At 73.9% G+C, this 22,879-nt stretch carries 18 protein-coding genes; 13 read left to right on the top strand and 5 right to left on the bottom strand.

All coding sequences use genetic code 11. The features are described 5' to 3' along the window. The first annotated feature begins 33 nt into the window (after positions 1–33). From WN71_RS07275 to WN71_RS07290, 4 genes are all read left to right on the top strand, one after another. Positions 34–2,424: an ATP-binding cassette domain-containing protein gene (locus WN71_RS07275; protein WP_046585095.1), complete on the top strand. Its 2,391-nt coding sequence runs from the start codon at positions 34–36 to the stop codon at positions 2,422–2,424. A 341-nt stretch (positions 2,425–2,765) separates the two neighbouring features. Continuing rightward, the gene (locus WN71_RS07280) at positions 2,766–3,731 is read left to right on the top strand and encodes a pectate lyase family protein (protein ID WP_046585094.1); all 966 of its coding nucleotides are present in this window, start codon (positions 2,766–2,768) and stop codon (positions 3,729–3,731) included. A gap of 47 nt (positions 3,732–3,778) precedes the next feature. Beyond that, positions 3,779–4,633: a pectate lyase gene (locus WN71_RS07285; protein ID WP_046585093.1), complete on the top strand. Its 855-nt coding sequence runs from the start codon at positions 3,779–3,781 to the stop codon at positions 4,631–4,633. Between the two features lie 148 nt (positions 4,634–4,781). Next, positions 4,782–5,093 carry a hypothetical protein gene (locus WN71_RS07290; protein ID WP_046585092.1) on the top strand — a complete coding sequence of 104 codons (312 nt, stop codon included), beginning with the start codon at positions 4,782–4,784 and terminating at the stop codon, positions 5,091–5,093. Between the two features lie 15 nt (positions 5,094–5,108). On the opposite strand, the gene WN71_RS07295 is transcribed toward WN71_RS07290, so the two are convergent. Further along, positions 5,109–5,858, bottom strand: a complete 750-nt coding sequence (locus tag WN71_RS07295) for a PaaX family transcriptional regulator C-terminal domain-containing protein (protein WP_046585318.1) — start codon at positions 5,856–5,858, stop codon at positions 5,109–5,111. 87 nt (positions 5,859–5,945) lie between these two features. Between WN71_RS07295 and WN71_RS07300 the strand changes: the two genes are divergently transcribed. Both WN71_RS07300 and WN71_RS07305 read left to right on the top strand, forming a co-directional pair. Further along, complete coding sequence (locus WN71_RS07300) at positions 5,946–7,625, top strand: acyl-CoA dehydrogenase family protein (RefSeq protein WP_046585091.1); 1,680 nt, start codon at positions 5,946–5,948, stop codon at positions 7,623–7,625. A 367-nt stretch (positions 7,626–7,992) separates the two neighbouring features. Continuing rightward, positions 7,993–10,008, top strand: a complete 2,016-nt coding sequence (locus WN71_RS07305; protein WP_046585090.1) for a hypothetical protein — start codon at positions 7,993–7,995, stop codon at positions 10,006–10,008. 162 nt (positions 10,009–10,170) lie between these two features. Here the strand turns inward: WN71_RS07305 and WN71_RS07310 are convergent, their stop codons facing one another. Beyond that, entirely contained in the window at positions 10,171–10,755 is a 585-nt protein-coding gene (locus tag WN71_RS07310; protein ID WP_046585089.1) for an Rv1733c family protein, read from the bottom strand. 306 nt (positions 10,756–11,061) lie between these two features. Here WN71_RS07310 and WN71_RS07315 point away from each other — a divergent pair, with 306 nt between their 5' ends. From WN71_RS07315 to WN71_RS07330, 4 genes are all read left to right on the top strand, one after another. Beyond that, positions 11,062–12,147, top strand: coding sequence for a WD40/YVTN/BNR-like repeat-containing protein (locus WN71_RS07315; RefSeq protein WP_046585316.1), 1,086 nt, complete (start codon positions 11,062–11,064; stop codon positions 12,145–12,147). Between the two features lie 257 nt (positions 12,148–12,404). Beyond that, positions 12,405–13,082, top strand: a complete 678-nt coding sequence (locus WN71_RS07320; RefSeq protein WP_046585088.1) for a uracil-DNA glycosylase — start codon at positions 12,405–12,407, stop codon at positions 13,080–13,082. Beyond that, a complete protein-coding gene (locus WN71_RS07325; RefSeq protein WP_079177703.1) occupies positions 13,079–14,074 on the top strand; it encodes a BadF/BadG/BcrA/BcrD ATPase family protein in 996 nt (331 codons plus the stop codon). The genes WN71_RS07320 and WN71_RS07325 overlap by 4 nt, the downstream gene beginning before the upstream one ends. A gap of 278 nt (positions 14,075–14,352) precedes the next feature. Further along, on the top strand, positions 14,353–15,282 hold the full coding sequence (locus WN71_RS07330; RefSeq protein WP_079177704.1) for a sirohydrochlorin chelatase: 930 nt from the start codon (positions 14,353–14,355) through the stop codon (positions 15,280–15,282). 196 nt (positions 15,283–15,478) lie between these two features. Here the strand turns inward: WN71_RS07330 and WN71_RS07335 are convergent, their stop codons facing one another. Together WN71_RS07335 and WN71_RS07340 are read right to left on the bottom strand one after the other, a co-directional pair. Further along, positions 15,479–16,507 (bottom strand): lactonase family protein, encoded by a 1,029-nt coding sequence (locus tag WN71_RS07335; protein WP_046585086.1) that lies wholly within the window; start codon positions 16,505–16,507, stop codon positions 15,479–15,481. 78 nt (positions 16,508–16,585) lie between these two features. Next, on the bottom strand, positions 16,586–18,091 hold the full coding sequence (locus WN71_RS07340) for an FUSC family protein (protein WP_046585085.1): 1,506 nt from the start codon (positions 18,089–18,091) through the stop codon (positions 16,586–16,588). 366 nt (positions 18,092–18,457) lie between these two features. Between WN71_RS07340 and WN71_RS07345 the strand changes: the two genes are divergently transcribed. Continuing rightward, positions 18,458–18,931, top strand: a complete 474-nt coding sequence (locus WN71_RS07345; RefSeq protein ID WP_046585084.1) for an Lrp/AsnC family transcriptional regulator — start codon at positions 18,458–18,460, stop codon at positions 18,929–18,931. A gap of 161 nt (positions 18,932–19,092) precedes the next feature. On the opposite strand, the gene WN71_RS07350 is transcribed toward WN71_RS07345, so the two are convergent. Next, a complete protein-coding gene (locus tag WN71_RS07350; RefSeq protein ID WP_079177705.1) occupies positions 19,093–19,929 on the bottom strand; it encodes a LysR substrate-binding domain-containing protein in 837 nt (278 codons plus the stop codon). 57 nt (positions 19,930–19,986) lie between these two features. Between WN71_RS07350 and WN71_RS07355 the strand changes: the two genes are divergently transcribed. Then, positions 19,987–20,385 (top strand): DUF5997 family protein, encoded by a 399-nt coding sequence (locus tag WN71_RS07355; RefSeq protein ID WP_046585082.1) that lies wholly within the window; start codon positions 19,987–19,989, stop codon positions 20,383–20,385. A 184-nt stretch (positions 20,386–20,569) separates the two neighbouring features. After that, positions 20,570–22,741 (top strand): TerD family protein, encoded by a 2,172-nt coding sequence (locus WN71_RS07360; RefSeq protein WP_046585081.1) that lies wholly within the window; start codon positions 20,570–20,572, stop codon positions 22,739–22,741. Positions 22,742–22,879 lie beyond the last annotated feature (138 nt).

Raw genomic sequence — 22,879 nt, forward strand, 5'->3', positions numbered from 1 at the left:
GCACAGGCGGCCCGCCCGACAGAGGGAGAGACGATGAGCAAGGCCACGAGGACGGACACGCACCCACCCGCGGGGCACGTCGCCGACAGCCACGGCCTGATCCGCGTGCACGGGGCGCGCGAGAACAACCTCAAGGACGTCAGCATCGAGATCCCGAAGCGCCGGCTGACCGTGTTCACCGGCGTGTCCGGCTCGGGCAAGAGCTCCCTCGTGTTCGACACCATCGCCGCCGAGTCGCAGCGGCTGATCAACGAGACGTACAGCGCCTTCCTGCAGGGCTTCATGCCGACGCTGGCGCGGCCCGAGGTCGACGTGCTGGACGGTCTCACCACGGCGATCACCGTCGACCAGCAGCGGATGGGCGGCGACCCCCGCTCCACGGTCGGCACGGCCACCGACGCCAACGCGATGCTCCGCATCCTGTTCAGCCGGCTCGGCAAGCCCTACATCGGCTCGCCCAAGGCGTTCTCCTTCAACATCGCCTCCATCAGCGGGGCAGGCGCGGTCACCGTGCAAAAAGCCGGGCAGACCGTGAAGGAGCGGCGCAGCTTCAGCATCACCGGCGGCATGTGTCCGCGCTGCGAGGGCCGGGGCGATGTCAGCGACCTCGACCTCGCGCAGCTCTTCGACGACTCCCTGTCCCTGTCCGAGGGCGCCATCACCGTCCCCGGCTACAAGGGCGGCGGCTGGAACTCGCGGCTGTACGCCGAGTCGGGCTTCGTCGACCCCGACAAGCCGATCCGCAAGTACACCAAGAAGGAGCTGCACGACTTCCTGTACCGCGAGCCGACCCGCATGAAGATCGCGGGCATCAACATGACCTACGAGGGTCTGATCCCGCGCATCCAGAAGTCGATGCTCGCCAAGGACCGCGAGTCGATGCAGCCGCACATCCGGGAGTTCGTGGACCGCGCGGTCACCTTCACCACGTGTCCGGAGTGCGAGGGCACCCGGCTCACCGAGGGCGCCCGCTCGTCGAAGATCAAGGGCATCAGCATCGCCGACGCCTGCGCGATGCAGATCAGCGATCTGGCCGCGTGGGTCCGCGGTCTCGACGAGCCGTCGGTGACGCCGCTGCTGACAGCGCTGGGCGAGACGCTCGACTCGTTCGTCGAGATCGGTCTCGGCTATCTCTCGCTCGACCGGCCCGCGGGCACGCTGTCGGGCGGCGAGGCGCAGCGCACCAAGATGATCCGGCACCTCGGCTCCTCGCTCACCGACGTCACCTACATCTTCGACGAGCCCACCACCGGCCTGCACCCGCACGACATCGAGCGGATGAACGAACTGCTGCTGCGCCTGCGGGACAAGGGCAACACGGTGCTCGTGGTCGAACACAAGCCGGAGGTCATCGCGATCGCCGACCACGTGGTGGACCTCGGCCCCGGCGCCGGCGCGGGGGGCGGCAGCGTCTGCTTCGAGGGCACGGTCGGGGAGCTGCGCAAGGCCGACACCGTCACCGGGCGGCACTTCGACGACCGGGCCACGCTCAAGGTGTCGGTGCGCAAGCCCAACGGGGCGCTGGAGATCCGCGGGGCCTCGACGCACAACCTCCAGGACGTGGACGTGGACATCCCGCTGGGCGTGCTCTGCGTGGTCACGGGTGTCGCGGGTTCCGGCAAGAGCTCCCTCGTGCACGGCTCGATCCCGGCGGGTGAGGGCGTGGTGTCGATCGGCCAGGGCGCGATCCGCGGCTCGCGGCGCAGCAACCCGGCGACGTACACAGGCCTGTTGGACCCGATCCGCAAGGCGTTCGCCACGGCCAACGGGGTCAAGCCCGCGCTGTTCAGCGCGAATTCGGAGGGCGCCTGCCCGACCTGCAACGGGGCCGGCGTCGTCTACACGGACCTGGGCATCGTGGCCGGAACCGCCACCACCTGCGAGGACTGCGACGGCAAGCGCTACGACGCCTCGGTGCTCGAATACCGGCTCGGCGGCAAGGACATCAGCGAGGTCCTGGCGATGCCGGTGTCCGAGGCCGAGGAGTTCTTCGGCTCCGGCGAGGCCCGCACCCCGGCCGCGCACCGCGTCCTGGAGCGGCTGGCCGACGTCGGCCTCGGCTACCTCACCATCGGCCAGCCGCTGACCACCCTGTCCGGCGGCGAGCGCCAACGGCTCAAGCTGGCCACGCACATGGCGGACAAGGGCGGTGTGTACGTCCTCGACGAGCCGACCGCGGGCCTGCACCTCGCCGATGTCGAGCAGCTGCTCGGCCTGCTGGACCGGCTGGTGGACTCGGGCAAGTCGGTGATCGTCGTCGAGCACCACCAGGCGGTGATGGCGCACGCCGACTGGATCGTCGACCTCGGCCCCGGAGCCGGTCACGACGGCGGCCGCGTCGTCTTCGAGGGCACCCCGGCGGATCTGGTCGCGGCCGGATCCACCCTGACCGCCGAGCACCTCGCGGAGTACATCGGGGCCTGAGCCGGCACCGCTCCGGTTCTCCGCCGGCGCGTCACCCACCGCACCCGGGCCGGGCGCGGGCGTTCCCTCGACGGGGTGCCCGCGCCCGGCCCGTTGCCGTCGTGCCCTCCGACGTTCGCGCTCTCTCGCGTTCGCGCTCTCTCGCGTTCGCACCCTCTGACGAGTATCTTCTCCGCGGACCGTTGACCAGAAAGCGCTTACCCTCTACGGTCCGTTCAACAACGTGACCGCCCAGCGCGGATTTGCGCCGGTACGGCCATGATGCTCGCGCGCAGCGTTCCCCATGACGTACGTCATTCACGTATACGTCCATCCGACCCCACTCGAAGGGACGCACCCGCATGTATGTCTTACGTGCGCAGTCGCAAAGAACCGTCCTGGCGGCAGCAGCCGCGCTCGCCGCGGCCGCGGTGCTGGCACTCCCCCGCACCGCGGCGGCCGCCGACTCCTCGCCGGTCGGCTACGGCGCCGGCACCACCGGTGGCGGCAGCGCCACCGCGGTCACCGTGTCGACGCTGTCCGCCTTCACCTCGGCGGTGAGCGGCAGCACGGCCAAGGTGGTCAAGGTGAACGGCCTGATCTCGCTGAGCGGTCAGGTCGACGTGGGCTCCAACACCACGATCCTGGGCGTCGGTTCGGCGTCCGGGTTCACCGGCGGCGGCCTGCGCCTGAAGAAGGTCACCAATGTCGTCGTGCGCAACCTGAACATCAGCAAGGCCGTCGGCACGGACGCCATCACCGTGCAGACCTCGACGAAGGTGTGGCTCGACCACAACACCCTGTCCTCGGACCGGGATCACGACAAGGACTACTACGACGGCCTGGTCGACATCACCCACGCGTCCGACTACGTCACCGTCTCGTGGAACGTCTTCAAGGACCACTGGAAGGGCTCGCTGGTCGGGCACAGCGACAGCAACGCCAGTGAGGACACCGGTCATCTGCGGGTGACGTACCACCACAACTGGTTCAGCGACGTCAACTCGCGTATCCCCAGCCTGCGTTTCGGCACCGGGCACTTCTACGACAACTACGTCGTCGGGGCCGAGACCGCGGTGCACTCCCGCATGGGCGCCCAGATGCTGGTCGAGAACAACGTCTTCCGCGACACGGAGGTCGCCGTCACCACGAGCCGGGACAGCGACGAGGACGGCTACGCCAACCTCACGGGCAACGACCTCGGCGGGGCCGCCACCGAGATCTCGCAGGTCGGCACGTTCACCTCGCCGCCGTACGGCTACACCGCGGAGCCCGCCTCGACGGTCGTCGCCTCGGTCACGGCCGGCGCGGGCACCGGAAAGATCTGAACTCCCCCCACCTCCACGCACGTCTCCACGGAAGAAGGCATCGGGACATGACGCCCTCCGTACGGACCCGCACGCGCTCCACCACCTCACCCCCCGTTCCCGCCCCCGCCGCGACGCGACCGCGCACGGGCCGGCGCGCCCTCACCGGCGCGATCGCCGCACTCGGCCTCGCGAGTGTCCTGCTGATGACGGACTCGCCCGCGGCGAGCGCCGCCACCTGGCCCACCGCGACCGGCAGCCAGGCGGTCACCGCGACCATCTCGGTGTCCGGCACCAAGGACTACGGGCTGAAGCGCCTCTACGGCAGCGGGGACCTCGGCACCGACGGCCAGAGCGAGGACCAGGACCCGATCCTCGAACTGGCCCCCGGCGCCGTGCTGAAGAACGTCATCATCGGCGCCCCCGCCGCCGACGGCATCCACTGCCTGGGCAGTTGCACGCTCCAGAACGTGTGGTGGGAGGACGTCGGCGAGGATGCGGCGACCTTCCTCGGCTCCTCGTCGTCCAACGTCTACACCGTCTCGGGCGGCGGCGCGAAGGAGGCCGACGACAAGGTCCTCCAGTTCAACGGCGCCGGAACGCTCAACGTCACCGGCTTCTCCGTGCAGGACTTCGGGAAGCTGGTCCGCTCCTGCGGCAACTGCTCGACGCAGTACAAGCGCACGATCAACCTGAACACGATCGAGGCCACCTACAAGGGCGGCGCGCTCGTCGGGATCAACACCAACTACGGCGACAGCGCGACCCTGAAGAACATCACCATCGTCGGCGACAGCAGCAAGAAGATCGTCCCGTGCCAGAAGTACGTCGGCAACAACACGGGCGCGGAGCCGACGAAGAACGGCACCGGTCCGGACGGCACGTACTGCAAGTACGCGTCCTCGGACATCACCTACAAGTGAGCCCACGGGCCGGCCGGGGCGACCTCCGCCCCGGCCGGCCCGCTTGAGCCGGTCGTGTGCGGGCACAAGCACCTCAGCGGGACCAGCGCCCCCTCCCCCGCGGCGCCGCCCCGTCCCGCCCCCTCCGCACGACCGGAAAGGCCCGCACGTGACCCGAGTCGCTCTTCTCACCGCATACGCGGGGCTCTTCTGCTGGCTCGCCTACTGCGCCGCCGCGTCCGCCCTGCACGGCGGCTGGTGGCAGACCGCGGTGTTCGTCCTCGCGGCACCGGTCCCGCTCGTCGCCGCTTCCCGCGAGGGTCTGCTCGCCGAGGCCCTGCGCCGCGAGGCCGTCCGCGCCGAGCGCGGGGCCCGCCTCGCCGCGCACAACGGGCCGCCCCTGACCGCCGTGGAACGCGCGGCCTGGCAACGTCTCGCCGCGGCACTGGAAGGACCGGAGGACACCCGGGGCGCGGCCTGACCCGAACGACAGACCCTAGCGTCCGCGCCCGAGCACGTCCTCGGTCAACTCCCGCTGGTAGGCGGTGTACCGGTGCCGTAGCTCGTCCGCCGGCCAGTCGGCGGGGAGGAGTTCGGCGGGCAGCACCGGATCGGCCAGCAGATGGCGTACGGCGGCGGCCAGGGCGGTGAACCGTTCGGCGGGCCCGCGTGTCCGCGCGATGTGCGCGAGCAGCGCGCGGGCCGTCTCCGCCCAGTCGCCCAACGGCCAGAGTTCCGCGGCCAGTTCACAACCAGGCCGTTCGGGGCGGCTGGTGAAGGACTGCACCGCAGGCCCCAGCCGGGCGGCGTCACGGCGCAGGTTGGCCGGACGCAGCCAGACGCCCTCGCGGAGTTCGGCGAGCCGGTGTGCGGTCAACCGGGCACGCAGTTCGGCGCGTTCGGCGGGTTCGCGGCCGGTGGCGGTGACGACGACCATCTCCCAGTCGCCGTCCCAGGGCCGGGTCGCGGGGCGGACGGCCTCGTCCTGGCGGCGCTGGCGTTCCAGCAGCCGGCCGCTGAGCCGGTGGACGCCGTCCGAGCGGACCAGGTCGCCCGCGGCGACCATCCGGCTGAGCGCGGCACGCAGCGTGGACCCGCCGACCCCGAAGGGCTCGACACCGCGCACGAGGTCCTTGACGGGCAGCTCGGGCGGGTGGGTGCCGAGCAGCAGGCTCAGCACGACGGAACGCGCGGACAGCGGGCGCAGGACGAGCTCGCCGGTCCGCTCCGTCACGTTCATGCGCATGGTCACGTACTGTACGCGGCTCCTGGTTTTGTTGCAGGATCGCTGCGGCCGTAGAAAGGATGCAACATCCCGTGCCACACTCCTCGCATGGTCTCGACATACGCGCACACCCCGGCGCCGCGGCTGAGCGCCCCGCGACCGGACGCCACGCACGACGTCACCAACCAGGCCCCGCCCCTGGCGCCGTACGACGCCGCCGAGGACGTGGCCCTGATCGAAGGCCTGCACCGCGAGGGCGCGGCCTGGGCCGAGGAGGACGTACGGCGCCTCGGGCTGCGGGCCGGCAGCCCCCAGGTGCAGGAGTGGGCCGAGCTGGCCAACCGGCACGAGCCGGAGCTGCGCACCCACGACCGGTGGGGCCACCGGATCGACGAGGTCGAGTTCCACCCGAGCTGGCACCGGCTGATGGACAGCGCCGTCACCGCGGGCCTGGCCGGGGCGCCCTGGGCGGACGACCGCCCCGGCGCGCATGTCGCGCGCACCGCGGGCGGCCTGGTGTGGGGGCACACGGACGCCGGACACGGCTGCCCGACGTCGATGACGTACGCCGCCGTGCCCGCCCTGCGCCGCCAGCCGGAGCTGGCCGCGGTGTACGAGCCGCTGCTCACCGCGCGGGAGTACGACCCCGGTCTGCGCGTGCCCACGGAGAAGCGCGGGCTGCTCGCCGGGATGGGCATGACGGAGAAGCAGGGCGGCTCCGACGTGCGGACCAACTCCACGACGGCCACGCCCACTTCCGAGCCCGGCATGTACGCCCTGCGCGGGCACAAGTGGTTCACCTCGGCGCCGATGTGCGACGTCTTCCTCGTCCTCGCGCAGGCGCCGGGCGGGCTGTCCTGCTTCCTGGTACCGCGCGTCCTGCCGGACGGCACCCGCAACCCGTTCCGCATCCAGCGGCTCAAGGACAAGCTGGGCAACCGCTCCAACGCGTCCTCCGAGCCGGAGTTCGACGGCACCCTGGCCTGGCTGGTCGGGCCCGAGGGCGAGGGCGTGAAGACCATCATCGGGATGGTCAACTGCACGCGCCTGGACTGCGTGATGATGTCGGCGGCGCTGATGCGCAAGACGCTCGTCGAGGCGGGCCACCATGCCCGCCACCGCAGCGCGTTCGGCGCGCGCCTCGCCGAACAGCCCTTGATGCGCAACGTACTTGCCGACCTCGCGCTGGAGTCGGAGGCGGCGACGACGCTGACGCTGCGGCTCGCGGGCGCCGCGGACCGCGCGGTGCGCGGGGACGCCGACGAGTCGGCCTTCCGCCGGATCGCCACCGCCGTGGGCAAGTACTGGGTGACCAAGCGCGGTCCCGCCTTCACCGCCGAGGCGCTGGAGTGCCTCGGCGGCAACGGCTACGTCGAGGACTCCGGGATGCCCCGCCACTACCGGGAGGCCCCGCTGCTGTCGATCTGGGAGGGGTCCGGCAACGTCAACGCGCTCGACGTGCTGCGGGCGCTCGGGCGCGAACCGGGCGCGGCGGAGGCGCTGTTCGCCGAACTCGCCCTCGCCGAGGGGGCGGACGCGCGGCTGGACGCGGCCGTCGCCCGGCTGCGGCGGGACCTCGCCACGGCCGAACAGGCGGGCGCGCGGCGGCTGGTGGAGCTGATGGCGCTCACCCTCCAGGCGTCGCTGCTGGTGCGGCACGCGCCGCCGGCGGTCGCCGACGCGTTCTGCGCCTCGCGGCTGGGCGGCGACTGGGGCCACTCCTTCGGCACGCTGCCGTCCGGGGCGGACCTGACCACGATCCTGACCCGATCCCTGCCGGCCACCTAGCCGGCGAGCCCGAGCCCCGTGGTCGACCGCGGGCCGTCGGGGGCCGTTCGCGCAGTTCCCCGCGCCCCTGGGGACGCGGGGAACTGCGCGAACAAGCCCCACACACCCGCAGGATCGAACCGGGCAGAAGTCCCACCCACCCAGGGGCGCGGGGAACTGCGCGAACAAGCCCCACGCACCCGCAGAACGAAACCGGCCGCAAGGCCCACCCACCCCAGGGGCGCGGGGAACTGCGCGAGCGAGCCCCGCCCACCCGCAGGGACCGCCGATCCCGCCGAAGGCATACCGTCACGTCTCGATTCCGCTGCGTTGTCGGTGGCGTGGTGCAGACTCGCGAACGGTTGGCACTTCGCCTGGGAGGGACAACGTGTTCACGGGTATGGACGAGGTCGACTGGGCCTCGCTGCGACACGCGTACGGAAGCGCGGAGGACGTGCCCGCCCTGCTGCGGGGACTCGCCTCCGCCGACCCCGCCGAGCGGGAGACCGCGCTGGACGGCATGTACGGCGCGGTCCACCACCAGGGAGACGTGTACGACTCGACGCTGGCCTGCCTGCCGTACCTGTTCGCGCTGGCCGCCCGCGAGGAGGTCCCCGACCGGGGCGCGATCGTGGAACTGCTGGTCAGCATCGGCGTGGAGGGCGACCGTGCCCCCCGGGCGTCGGCCCGCGCGGCCGTGCGGGCCGGCGCCGAGGAGTTCGTCCGCCTGGGCGCGGACCGGGACGCGAGGGTCCGGCGGGCGTCCGCCGCGGGCCTGGTGCGGTTCCTGGACGACCCGGTGCGGGTGCTGACACTGCTGCGGGAGCGCATCACCGTCGAGCGCGACGACCGGGTGCTGCTCGCCCTGGCGGAGGCCCTCGGCGTGTTCGCCCTGCGGCACCCCGGGCACGCCGCCGGGGCCGTGGAGCTGCTGGCCGCGCAGAGCGCCCCGCCGTACGGCCCCGGCCTGCGGCTCGCGGCCCTCGGCCAGCTCGCGGGCTGCGCGCCGGAGCGGCTGCCCGCGGACCTGGTGCCCGTCGTCGTAGGACTGCTGCGGGACCGGTCCGGACGGCCGAGTTGTGCACGGGACGAACCGGCGGCCCGCGCGGCAACGGACACGCTCGTGGGCCGGCTGCGGCGGCTGCGGCCCTCCGACGAGGAGGGCGCCCAGCTGCTGCGCACCCTGCACACCGCGCTCGGTGACCGGGTGGGCGAGCGGACCGCCCTGCTCGCCGGGCAGTTGACCAGCCCGTCGGCGACCGACCGGCGCAACGCGGTGTGGATGTCCGCGGGACTGCTGCGCGAGTGGCGCGGCGACCATGCCGCTCTCGTCGCCGCGATCGGCGGGCAGTTGGGCACGGAGGACGGCCCCGGGCACGAGCCGCTGCGCGACGCGGCCGTCTCCGTCCTCACCGACCTGTTCGGTCTCGCCGCCCCGGCCGCCGACCCGCTGCACGCACTCGTGTCCGCCCGCCCGGACCTTCGGGTACGGCGCTGGGAGCGCGGCGCGCCGACGCTGGGCAGTGCCCTCAAGGCCCTGGCCCGCACGGGCGATCCGCGGGCCGTGCCACAGCTGGCGGAGGTGCTGGCGGGCTCCGTCGTGCCGGACGACCTGGGCCAGGTCGTCCCCCTGCTGGGCCGGGCTGCGGCGCCGCTCGCGCCCGCCCTGCGGCACCGGCTCGGGGCCATCGCGCCGGACGCGCCCGACGTGTTCGAGCGGGCGTCGTCGCTGCTGCTCGCGCTCGGCGCGCTGCGGGACGCCGAGTCGGTGCCGCTGGTGCTGCGCCTGCTGCGCGGCGCGCCCGAGGGGGTGCGGCTGCGCGACCTGCTGGTGCGGTCGGCGATCGGCGCCCTGCGCGGCTGCGGCCCCGCGGCCGGGGAGGCCGTACCGGCGCTGCGCGGGATGCTGGACACGGCGTACTCCGTCGAGGCGGCCGAGGCGCTGTGGGCGGTGGAGGGCGATCCGGGCGCCGTACTGCGCGCCCTGCCGGGCGAGTTGGCGGCCGAGGACGGCCGGCGGCGCACGGCGGCCGCACGGGTGGCCGCCCGGCTGGGCCCGGGGGCGGTGGACGCGGTGGGCGGACTGCGCAGGATGCTCCGCTCCGAGGATCCCTGGGAGAGCACCCTCGGCGCGTGCGCGCTCTGGCAGGTCGCCGGGGCGGCGGAGCGCACGGAGCCGGTGCTGCGGGCGGCGTGGACGGCGCAGCCGTCCACGCGCCGCACCATCGCCGCGGCCGTCGTCGCCCTGGGCCCCTCGGGGGCCGCGCTGCACGACCTGCTCCGGGCCGAACTGGCCTCCGCGCGACGACATCAGGCCATATCCGAAGGCGGATACGGCAGCCACGACATCGCGAACGACGAAGCGCTGCTGCGGCTGTGCCGGGAGGGGGTGGCGGGGCGCTGAACGGCGCGCCGGTGACCGGGTGGTGGGGCCGGCGTCCGGCCTGCCCATCGACGCCCGGCCCCGCTGAGGTCACCCCCGTCGGCGTCCGGCCTGCCGTCGGTGCCCGGCCCCGCCGGGGTCACCCCGCCCCGCCGGAGTCACCCAGGGGTCACCCCGCGCGCGTCACCACGTCATCCGGCCCCACATCGGTCCGAACCGCGCCCATTCCTCGTCCCAGCGGTCCATACGGCGGCGTTCCAGGCGGGCGCAGAGCAGCCGCCCGCCGATCAGCGGGACCGCCGCCGCGCTCACCCCGAGCAGCACGCCTATGACCGCGCCGCGCAACTGGGCCTGGGTCGTCGTGGGCGGACGGGTCACGAGGTGGCCCTGGGGGTCGTTCCAGACGGTGATCGCGGTGCCGACGGCGCTGCCCGGGGCGACCCGGGCCTGACCGGAGTGCCGGGAACCGTCGGGGCCGGTCCAGCGCACCTCGGTCCACACCCGCTCGGTGGTGGGGCGCGCGCCGTGGCCGGCGGCCGCTCCGGGCGCCTTCTCCGTCACCAGCGCGACCGCGGGGCGCCACTCGGCGCGCTCACGGGCCAGGCTGTGCTCCACGGTCCTGGACGCCACCAGTCCGGCGACCACCCCGGCGACGAAGGTGAGCAGCCAGGCACCGAGCACCACCCACGCCTCCATCGCATCGGCACGCCGCCTGAGCGGATTGCGCCGCCACCGCCACAGCCACACCTTCGGACCACGGAACGCCATCGACGGCATCCTCCTCACGCGCACACGGACCTGCCGGACCGCCCTCCCATACGGGAGACGGCACCGTGATGCTCACGACCGGGTACCCCCTGTCGACGTTTCCACGGCTGCCCGCCCGAACGGGACTCCCTTCACGAATCAGCCGGAAACCGACCTTGCTCAACCAGGCGTGCGCAGCCGACGCCGCCGCGCTGAGCTGGGACGATACCTCTCAGGAGGGCCACTGTCAGTGGTCCGGAGCAGACTGACCATGTCCGAGTTTCGCGATCCGTTCCCTGTGACGAAGACGTCCCGGAGGTGGTCGGCATGACCGAGGTCCTGCTCGCCGTGGGCACCCGCAAGGGGCTGTTCCTCGCCCGACGGCGAGGCGGCGCCTGGCAGTTCGACGAGGGCCCGTACTTCAACGCCCAGGCGATCTACTCGGTCGCCATGGACACCCGCGGCGACACGCCGCGCCTGCTGGCGGGCGGCGACAGCGCGCACTGGGGTCCGTCGGTCTTCCACTCGGACGACCTGGGCCGCACCTGGACCGAGCCGTCCCGCCCCGCCGTCAAGTTCCCGCAGGACACGGGCGCCTCGCTGGAGCGCGTATGGCAGTTGCACCCGGCGGCCGCCGAGCCGGACGTGGTGTACGCGGGCACCGAACCGGCCGCGCTGTACCGCTCGGAGGACCGCGGGGAGAGCTTCGAGCTGGTACGGCCGCTGTGGGAACACCCCACGCGGGGACGGTGGGTGCCGGGCGGCGGCGGTGAGGGCCTGCACACCGTGCTCACCGACGAGCGGGACGCGCGGGCCGTGACCGTCGCGGTGTCGACGGCCGGGGTGTTCCGCACGGTGGACGGCGGCGCGAGCTGGACCCCCGCCAACTCCGGTGTCTCCGCGGTGTTCCTGCCCGACCCGGACCCCGAGTTCGGCCAGTGCGTGCACAAGGTCGCCCGGGACGCGGCCACCCCCGACCGGCTGTACCTCCAGAACCACTGGGGGGTGTACCGCAGCGACGACGCGGGCGGGCACTGGACGGACATCGGCGAAGGCCTGCCGTCCACCTTCGGTTTCGCGGCGGCGGCGCACCCGCACCGGGGCGACACGGCCTACGTCTTCCCGATCAACGCCGACGCGGACCGGGTCCCCGCCGGCCACCGGTGCCGGGTGTTCCGCACGGCGGACGCGGGCGCGACCTGGGAGCCGCTGTCCGCGGGCCTGCCGGAGGGCGACCACTACGGCACGGTGCTGCGCGACGCGCTGTGCACCGACGACGCCGATCCCGCGGGCGTCTACTTCGGCAACCGCAACGGCGAGGTGTACGCGTCGGCCGACGACGGCGACAGCTGGCGGCAGTTGGCGTCGCATCTGCCGGACGTGCTGTGCGTGCGGGCGGCGGTGGTCGGCTGAGCGCCCGCGGGCGGCCGGGGAGGGCCGCGAGAAGCTCCCGGGCACACGGAGCCCGGGTCCTGGGCACCGTGTGCCCGGGAAGGGCGCCACAGGGGCGCCCGGGGCCGTCCCCGGCCGGATCACGGGTGCGGGACGGCGTACTGCACAGTGCGGACGAGACGCGCGAGACACGCGCGGAGGACTTGGGGGGCACACATGGCCATGGGCCTTGGCCACCGGTTGATCGCCGCTGCCGTTACGGCAGTAGGGTGACGCCCGTGGCACCACGACCGTTGCACGAGATCGTCGAACAGGGCTGGGCGAACGCCCTGGAACCGGTGGCCGGACAGATCGCCCGCATGGGCGACTTCCTGCGCGCCGAGATCGCCGGGGGCCGGACCTACCTACCGTCCGGCGCGAACGTCCTGAGGGCTTTCCAGCAGCCCTTCGACGACGTACGCGTCCTGATCGTCGGGCAGGATCCGTATCCCACGCCGGGACACGCCGTAGGGCTTTCCTTCTCGGTGGCGCCCGACGTGCGTCCGCTGCCCGGCAGTCTGATCAACATCTACCGGGAGCTCACCAGCGACCTGGGCGTGCCGCAGCCCTCCAACGGCGATCTGACGCCGTGGACCCGGCAGGGCGTGCTGCTGCTCAACAGGTCGCTGACCACGGCGCCCAAGCGCCCCGGCGCGCACCAGGGCAAGGGCTGGGAAGAGGTCACTGAGCGGGCGATACGGGCGCTGGCCGGCCGCGGCAAGCCGCTGGTGTCGATCCTGTGGGGCCGGCCGGCGCGCAACTGCCGCCCGTTCCTGGGCGACCTGCCGTCGGTGGAGTCCGTGCATCCCTCGCCAATGTCGGCGGACGGCGGCTTCTTCGGGTCCCGCCCGTTCAGCCGGGCCAATGACCTGCTCATCCGGCAGGGCGGACAACCGGTGGACTGGCGCCTGCCGTGACCCGTCCGGCGTCCGCGGCCGAGGGGGCCGGATTCCTCGCGGTGGACTCGGGGGGTTCGGGGATGCGCGTCGCCGTCGGCCGGGCCGGCCGGGGTGCTCTCGGCGTCCGGGCGTCGGCGGTGCCGGTGCGGACCGGGGCCAGGGGCATCGATCCGCGGCACCTCATGGAACAACTGACGCCGCTCGTCCGCGCCTTGTGCGCGGAGACCGGGGTGGCGGAACCGGTGGCGGCCGCCGTGGGCGCCGCGGGGCTCGCCACACTGGGTGACGCGCTGCGCGCCGAGCTGCCGGGCGCGCTGGCGCGGGAGTTCGGGGTGCGCAGGGTCGCTCTGGCGGCCGACGCCGTCACCGCGTATGTCGGCGCGCTCGGGCCGCGGCCCGGTGCCGTGGTCGCCGCGGGCACCGGTCTGATCGCGATCGGGACCGACCTGGAGCGCTGGCGGCGGGCGGACGGCTGGGGCCATCTGCTCGGCGACTGCGGCGGCGGCGCGTGGATCGGGCGGGCCGGCCTGGAGGCGGCGCTGCGCGCCCACGACGGCCGGCCAGGCGGCTCGGACGTGCTGCTGGCGCTCGCCCGGGAGCGGTTCGGGCCGATGCCGGGGCTGCCCGCCCAGTTGTATCCGCGGCCCGACCGCCCCGCGGTCCTCGCCTCCTTCGCGCCGCAGGTGGCGGCGGGCGCGGCGCGGGACCCGGTCGCCGCGGGCATCCTGCGGTCGGCGGCCCGGCACATGGCCGAGTCGGCCGCCGCGGTCTGCCCCGCCGACGGCGCCGCCCGGGTGGCGCTCACCGGTGGACTCGTCGGGATCGGCGACCCGCTGCTCGTACCGCTGGACGAGGAACTGGCGGCCCTGCTGCCGCACGCCTCACGGGTCGCGGCCGCGGGCGATCCGCTCGACGGATCGGTGCACATCGCCACCGATCTCACCACCGGCACACTCGCCCTGCCCGAGGACGCGGCGATGCTGTGTCTCACCTCCACGAAGACGGATTGATCATCCGATGGGCGCCAGATCCGTCAACCACCCTTTTGCACCGGCGTCGGCGATGGTCCGGCCGCGTCCGCCGCGGGCCCGCCTCCGCCGCCCCGCAGGCCTCTGACCATGGCTTGACCGATCGTGAGCCGACGCGATCCAGGTCACACGCGAGAGGTGCGGGCGATCCCCACCGGGGGCCGTACCGGGGGTAACTCATCAGACAAAAGCGGACGGATACCGCTCACCTGCACCCTCCCCGAACAGGGGAGCCACGGAAGCCAGTAACATGCGGCGCCATGAGCTCCCCCACTGGGCCCGCGTCCGGCCTGCCAGTACGAATGCCGCGACCCCGCCAGCCCGGACGGCACCGCCGCCCCGAACCGCTGGTGGCTCCCGAGGGCGCGCCCGCGCTCGTCCTCGCGGTGCCCGGCGCGCCCAGCACCGCCACCCGCAGCCTCGCCGAGGAGGTCGTGAGCATCGCCCGCTCCGAGCTGCCCGGCCTGGACGCGCGCATCGGTTACCTGGACGGGGACGACGCGGACGCCGACTACCCCACCCTGCAGGCCGTGCTGACCCGTGCCGCCGAGGAGCGCACGGCCCGCTACGAGCAGGCCGTCGCCGCGGGCGTGGAGGCCAAGGAGCCCGAGGGCCCGGTCGCGGTCGTCGTGCCGCTGCTGGCCGGTCCGGACGGGGCGCTGCTGCGCCGGGTCCGCCAGGCCGTCATGGACAGCCGGATCGCGGCCGAGCTGACCGACGTCCTCGGCCCGCACCCGCTGCTCGCCGAGGCGCTGCACGTGCGGCTCTCCGAGGCGGGCCTGGCCCGCGCGGACCGCGCCCGCCTGTTCACCGTGGCGACGGCCGCGGACGGCATCGTGCTGGCCTCCGTGGGCGGCGACGAGGCCGTGCAGGCCGCCGGGATCACCGGCATGCTGCTCGCCGCGCGCCTCGCCGTGCCCGTGATCGCCGCGGCCCTGGACGAGGACGGCTCGATCGCCTCCGTGGCCGAGCAGCTGCGCGCCTCCGGGTCGCAGCAGCTGGCGCTGGCGCCGTACCTGATCGGCCCGGAGATCGACGCGGCCCTGCTGGAGGCCGCCGCCGCCGAGGTCGGCTGCGCGACCGCCGAGCCGCTCGGCCCGTACCCGGCCATCGGCAAGCTCGCGCTGGCCAAGTACACGACGGCCCTGGGCATCGCCCCGCCCCAGACGCAGGGCACCCCGACCCACTGACCCACCCGCACGCCGAGGGCCCGCTTTCCCGTACGACGGGGGCGGGCCCTCACCATGCTCGCCTGCGGCGGGCTCGCGGAGTCTCCCCGCGCCGCCCCTTGCATGTGCGGGCCCGGTGGGGCTTGTTCGCGCAGTTCCCCGCGCCCCTGACGGGGCTCCACCCGGCCGCCCGGCGTCAGGCGTCAGGCGTCAGGCGTCAGGCGAAGACCACGCAGGAGGCCGCCGGCACGGCCACGGAGCCCGTGCGCCGCGGCAGGCCGGTGGCGGGGTCGACCGCGAACCACGTCACGTCGCCGGAGCGCTCGTTGGCCACGTAGAGGAAGCCGCCGGACCCGGCGAGCGCCCGCGGCCAGTGGCCGCCGCAGGGCACCGTGCCGAGGGCCCGCAGCTCCTCCCCCTCGACGGCGAACGCGGACAGCACGTCCTCGCCGCGGGTGGCCGTCCACACGAACCGCCCGTCGGGCGAGACGACGATGCCGGAGGGGTAGGCGTCACCGGTCGGCGGCCCCGGCAGGACCGGCACCTCCGCCAGCGGCTTGAGCGAGCCGTCCGCCCCGTCCCAGCGGCAGACGGTCATGGTCGGGGTGAGTTCGTTGACGACGTAGGCATACGACCCTTCCGGGTGGAACGCCAGATGCCGGGGCCCGGAGCCGGGGCGCAGCGCGATCTCCCGGTGCACCGTCGGGGTGCCGTCGGCCAGGGTGCACACCCGCACCGAGTCCGTGCCGAGGTCCACGCTGACCGCCCAGCGGCCCGTGGGGTCCGGCAGGACCTGGTGGGCGTGCGGGCCGCGCTGACGCTTCTCGTGCGGCCCCGAGCCGGTGTGCCGCAGCAGACCCGCCCGCGCGGCTGCGAGGCCGCCGTCGGCGCGCAGGGGTACCGCCGTGACGCTGCCGGAGCCGTAGTTGGCTGTCAGCACATGGCCGTCGTACAGGCTGAGGTGGGTGGGGCCGCTGCCCCCGACGGGGACCGGGCGCCCGGTGAGCTCGGGCCGGTCGCCGGTGACGCGGAACGCGGCCACCGCGCCCTCGGAGGTCTCGCTGACCGCGTAGAGGGTCTCGCCGCCCGGCGCCAGGGCCAGGTACGACGGGTCGGGGACGTCACCGGCGCCGCCCAGGAGCGTGAGCGCGCCGCTCTCCGGATCGACGGTCGCGGTGACGACACCCGGGCCGCCCGCCGCCGTGAACGACCCGATGTACGCCCGCCGCATTCCACCGTCTGCCACCGCAGTCCCCTCTCGGTCGTGCCGTCGAGGGTGACGGTAGCAGTCGATCATTTAAGGTCTAGACCAGCCGCCAGGGCCTCAGGCCCCGACCAGCGGTGACCCCGAAGGTGTCCGCAGCGGCTCCGCCAGGGACGCCAGCGCGCTCTCCAGGCCGTGCAGGTGGGCGAGGGCCGGCTCGGCCTCCTGCGCGCGGCCGGTCGCGGCCCGCGCGTCCCCCCGTGCGTCGCCCGCGCCGCCGGTGAGCGCCTCGACCGCCGCCTCCACCCGCCAGCACGCGGCGGCGAGCCGCGCGTCGTGCGAGGCCACCGGGTCCGCGGCGACGGCGACGAGGCCGCGGATCTCGCGCGCGCAGTCGTCGAGCAGGGCCAGTACCCGGCGGGCGCGCCGCTTGCGGCCGAGCATCGGGTTGAGCGGGTGCACGAGGGGCGCCACGGACAGCCGTACCCGCCCCAGCAGCGCTTCGAGCTCGGCGGCTCGTGCCGCCGGGTCGGCCCCCTCCGCGCCGGCCAGCCGGGCGGCGGCCTCGCTGGTGCAGGCGTGGACGCAGCGCAGGGCCCGCTGGATCCAGGCGTGCGTGGTGGCGTGCGTGGTCACCGGCAGGACGAACAGCACGGCCAGTACGGCGCCCAGCGCGCCGACGCCGGTCTCGACCGCGCGCAGCGCCAGCAGGGCGGGGTTCAGGACGCCGAACAGGCCGTAGAGCAGGCCCGCCAGGAACGTCACCCACAGCATCATCCAGGTGTAGGAGACGGCGGCCGTGTAGAAGATCCCGAAGACGCAGACGGCGAGGAGGAGCGCGGAGGCGACAGGCGCGCCGTGCACCGGCACGGCGACGGCCAGGCCGAGGCCGATGCCGATGACCGTGCCGAGGAACCGCCGGAAGCCGCGCACCAGGGTCTCGCCGCGCGAGGCGGTGTTCACGAAGATCCACCAGGTGGCGCCGACGGCCCAGTACCAGCGCTGTCCGGACACCAGCTGCCCCACGACCAGCGCGAAGCCGGCGCCGGCGGTCGCCTGGACCGCCTGCCGGGTGGTCACCCGGGCGAGGCCGCGGCCCGCGGGCGGGGCGGGCACGACGGGCGGCGGCAGGCGGCGCTCGTAGCACCACAGTCCAAAACGCACGACGGCCGCGGCGAGCACCGACAGGACCACCGCGGCGTACAGCTCGGGCAGCTGCCCCGGGGTGGCGTGCAGGAACTGCGCCATGAAGAAGGTCATGAAGGCGAACACGCCGAGGCTGTGCCCGCGCGGCCCCCAGCGGCGGGCGTACACGCCCGCGCCGACGACGGCGAGGAAGGCCAGGTCGCGGGCGACCGGGAAGGTGTGCAACCCGGCCGCGGCGGTGAGCACGGGCAGGCCCACGGCGGGCAGCAACGCCGTCGTGACGGCCTGGCCGCGCACGGTGGCGTCGGCGACGGTGAACAGGGCGAGCAGCGCCGCGAGGCCGCCGGTGACGGCCCCGGCCAGGGACTGCCCGGTCGTCAGGCACACCGTCACTGCGAGCCCGATACCGAGGACGGCGCGCGCCGCGAAACGCAGCCGCATCCGCCCCGGGTCCGAGGCCACGAACACCCTCTTCAGCACTACTGGTCTCCCCCTGCGGAAATCGGCACGAAAAAGGCGCCGCGGAGGTCCGCAGCGCCATCGACACCTCCATGAGAGCATCACGCGGGCGGCTGGCTCAAGTGACACCGGAACGACTGGGCCAACGGCCCAGCATCGGAGATCCACCGTCGTCCACCGCAGGGCCAACGGACCAGGACCAACGGCCGGGACGAAGGGCCCCGACCAGCGGCCGGGACGCACGGTCGCCCGCCCGCCGGGACGAACGCTCCCGACCGCCGGCCGGGGCCACGAGCCCGCGCCCGTGCGGGGCCGCTGGTCCATTGGTACAGTCACCACAAGATCATTTGCCGTGTCGGCCGTAGGTGAGGAGGTGGCGGGAGCGTCATGGCCGTCGACGAACTCGACACCCGCATCCTGCGGCTGCTGCTGGAGCAGCCGCGCACCAGCGTCCGGGAGTACGCCCGCATCCTCGGCATCGCCCGCGGCACCCTCCAGGCCCGCCTCGACCGCCTGGAGCGGGACGGGGTGATCACCGGCACCGGGCCCACGCTCTCGCCCGGCGCCCTCGGCCATCCGGTGCTGGCCTTCGTGCACATCGAGGTCACGCAGGGGCACCTGGACGACGTCGGCGACGCGCTGGCCGCCGTGCCGGAGATCGTCGAGGCGCACTCGATCACCGGCGGCGGCGATCTGCTCACCCGGGTCGTGGCCCGCGACAACGCGCATCTCGAGGACGTGATCCAGAAGCTGATCAGCCTGCCGGGCGTGGTGCGCACCCGCACCGAGGTCGCGCTCCGCGAGCGCGTGCCGCACCGGCTGCTGCCGCTGGTGGAGTCGATCGGGCGGGCGTCTCACTGAGATCCGCCGCGGCGGTGCCCACGGCCGCTGCGACGATCTCCACGACGGCCGGTACGACCGCGGCCATGGCTGTCGGCCGCGAGGACAACCACCCGCGCCGGTGTGACAGCCGGGCCCCATGGCCAGGCGTCGCGTGGCCGACGGGAATGTGACGACAGGCCCTAGGACCGGCGGCGGGGCTTGCCGCGGCCGGCTCCGCCCTTGGACGCGCCACCGGTGCCGCCGGAGCGGCCCGCCGGCTTCCGGCCCCCGGACCTCCCGGCCGCGGACTTGCCAGTGGCGGACTTGCCGGTGGCGGACTTTCCGGCCGCCGCCTTCTTCGCCGGCGGCTTCTTGTCGCCCGCTTTCCGGTCCGCCGTCTTCTGCTGGGCCTCCGCCGGGGACGGCCCACGTCCCCGAGTGCTGTTCACCGTACGACCGCGGACGACACCGATGAAGTCGTCGACCAGGTCGGTGGTGGCGTCCTCCGGCCAGGACAGGGCGACCGCGGACTGCGGCGCGTCGGTGACCGTCCGGTAGGTGAGGTCCTTGCGGTGGTGCAGCCTGGCCAGCGACTGCGGAACGACGAGCAGGCCGACCCCGGCCGCGACCAGCTCGACGGCGTCGGCCGTCGTCGCGGGGCGCTCGAAGGCCGGCCGGCCCGGCGGACGCTCCCAGTCGAGGACGTCGTCCAGCGGGTGGAAGAGCACGTCGTCGGCGAGGTCGGCGAGGGTGACCTCGTCCGCCGCCGTCACGACGTGGTCCTTCGGTACGACGACCACCGTGAGCTCGGTGTAGAGGGGGATCGCGCTGAAGACCGCCCGGTCGACGGGCAGCCTGACGATTCCGGCGTCGGCCGCGCCGTCCCGCAACACCTCGGGGGCCTCGGCGGGCTCGACCGCCAGCAGGTCCAGCGGGACCTCGGGGTAGCGCTCGCTCCAGATCCGCACCCACTTGCCGGGGGTCGTACCGGGGACGTAAGCGAGCCGGAACGAAGGGGATACCGCGGAGCCAGTCACCCCGCCAGGTTACCCGGCGTGGTCGGCGGTCCCGCACCCGGCGGATAGGCTGGGGAGATGAAGTCGCACCAGACCGCCCAGACGATGAAGCCCGCCACCGCGGCGAAGAAGCTGGGCGTGTACCTCCCCGCCACGCCCGCCTCCTTCCAGGAGGGCGTGGTCTCGCGCGCCGAGCTGAACGAGCTCCAGGCCGATCCGCCGCAGTGGCTGCGCGACCTGCGCAACGACGGCCCGCACCCGCGCCCGGTCGTCGCGGCCAAGCTGGGCGTCTCCATCGCCGGCCTCGCCCGCGGCGGGGTCACCGAGGCCCTCACCACCGCGCAGATCGACGAGCTCAAGAACGACCGGCCGGAGTGGCTGGAGAAGGAGCGCGCCACCCAGGCCGAGGTCCGCAAGGAGACCGCGCGGATCAAGAAGAAGAACGCCGAGCAGGCCGAGAAGGCGGACAAGGCCTAGCCAGGGCCCGACCGGCGGACGGACCCGAGGGGCGGGCACGCCGAAAGGGGCGGCGCACCGAAAGGGGCGGGCACGCCGAAAGAGGCGCTGGGAAGTGCGCGCCCGGCGCCCGCGAACCCCCGCCACCCCACGCACGCGGGAAAACCCGTAGGCGCCGAGCCCGCCCCTTTGCGACCATTCCGGCATGGTCATCACCCTCGAACCGCTGGTCGTCCGGCACACCCTGCGCGTCCCCTCCCCCACCGGCCCCGCCGGCCAAGGCGGCGTCGCGGCCCGGCAGTTCGACACCGCGCTGATGTCCGCCGGGTTCAAGCTCTCGGCCGACCTGCTGCGGCATCTGTCCGGGCTCTCCGAGGGCGTGGTCGTCGACACCGCCGTACGCACCCTGCGCACCGTCCGCGAGATGGCCGGCGACCACGTGCGGCACAACGTGTACTTCGTCGACTTCCCGGCCAACGTGCCCGACACGGCCGACTTCTGGATGAAGTGCGTCCTCCAGGCACTCGCCGACGGCACGGTCCGCGACAGTGTCCTCGCGCAGCTGGACGACGGCGTCGTCGACCTGCTCACGCTGCCGTCCTACGGCACCTACCAGCACTCCTACGACGACCTGCTCGCCGCGCACGACGAGTTGCTCGCGGCGACCGGCGACCGTACGACGGTGCTGCACCTCGGGGCCGGCCTCGACGACGAGGTGAGCGCCCTGTACCTGGCGCTCGCGGGCAGCACCACGCCGCTGGGCGAGGAGGGCCTGCGCGACCTGGCCACCCTCGCCGGGCCTTGTGCGGACGGGCCCCAGCCCGCCGAGATCCCGGTGCGGGAGAACCGCGCGGTGGTCAACCGGGCGCGCCTGGAGGCCGGTTCCGCGCCGCTGCTCGACACCGTGACCGATGTGCTGCGCCTGGCCTGCGCGTTGTCGGACGGCGACGTGAGCCTCGCGGAGCCGACCCGGTTCCGCTCGCCGTCCCGCTCCCTGCGCCGCGCCTTGCTCACGGGCCTGGACTCGGTGGTCGCCGACGCCCCGGCCAAGCTGGCCGACGTCGCGCGGCACCGCGAGGCGTGGAAGCGGCTCGGCGAGCGGATCCACCCGCACGACTACCCGGAACTGCCGCACGCCGCCGAGGTGTTCGCCGTGGCCCGCGGCGAGCGGACCGTGCGCTCCCTGGACAGCCTCGCGGAGGAACTGCTCGGCCGGGCCGATGTCCCCGGCGCCGTGAAGCTGCTGAAGTCGGCTCCCGGCAAGCTGTTCCGCTCGCTCGACCGACTGCTGCGCGAGGCGCTCACGCAGCAGGAGCGGGACGCGGTCGTGGCCGCCGCCGAGGAGGTCCTGCCCGAGGTGGCCGGACGCGTCGTCCTGTCGGTCCGTGAGCATCTGCACAACCGCGCCGCGAGCAGCGGTGAACGCCGGGTCTTCGTCAACCGCTCGGGCCGCGCGTGGGCCACGGCGGACGACCGCGCACTGGTGCTGCCGCCGGAGCGCGAGCGGCTGATCGCCGCGCTCGACGCGGAGATCGGCGGGCGGCTCCCGGAGACGGCACGGGTACTGGTCGACCCGGACGTCCTCGACGTGGCGCTGCCGCTCAGCGGGAAGGCGACGGCGGCCGGTCTCGGCGTGCTGCCGCGCGGCTCCGTCTCACCCGTCGACGGCGAACTGCTGCGCTTCTTCGTCTACTGGAGGCAGACCGCCCGCACCACCGACTTCGACCTGTCGGCGCTGATGCTCGGTCCGGGCTACGAGACGATCAACTGGCTCTCCTACACGGCTCTTTCGGACGTGGAGGGCGAGCACTCGGGCGACATCGTCGACGCGCCCGAGGGCGCCTCGGAGTTCATCAACCTGCGCCTGGGGGCCGTGCGCGGCACCTTCGTCGTGCCGCAGGTCAACATCTTCGCGGGCGAGTTGTTCGAGGAGGTCGAGGAGTCGTTCTTCGGGTTCATGCTGCGAGAGGCCGAGCAGGGCGGCCGCCCCTTCGAACCGGCCACCGTGCGCATGAAGTCGGAGCTGCGCGGGCCGGGGCGGGTGGCGCTGCCACTGGCCTTCCGCCGTGCGGACGACGGCAGTTGGCAGGCGAAGTGGCTGCACCTGTATCTGCGGGGCGCGCCCTCGGCGAACCGGGTCGAACGCAACCGGGTGACGGTGGCGATGCTGCTGCGCGCGATCGCCGAGCGGGAGTATCTGACGGTACGTCATCTCGTCGGGCTGATGGCCGGGCGCGGCACGGCCGTGTCCCTCTGGGACGGCGGGACGACGCCGATCGGCCCGGTCACGTACATCGGCCTGGAGCGGCCCGAGGGGTTGCACCCGGATTCCCGGATCGTCACTCCCGAAAATCTGCGCGACCTGATCCCCGCCTGACTGCTAGCGTTGCCCGTGGCGAGGCCATGAAGGGGCTTCCTTCTCAACCTCCTTGACCCTAGTCCTCTCGCTCTCCTCGCCACCGACCTCGGGCCCGTGGGCGCCACCCGGCACCCCGGGCCCTGGTCGTGCCCGTCG

Source organism: Streptomyces mangrovisoli (genome assembly GCF_000974985.2).
GTDB classification, from domain to species: domain Bacteria; phylum Actinomycetota; class Actinomycetes; order Streptomycetales; family Streptomycetaceae; genus Streptomyces; species Streptomyces mangrovisoli.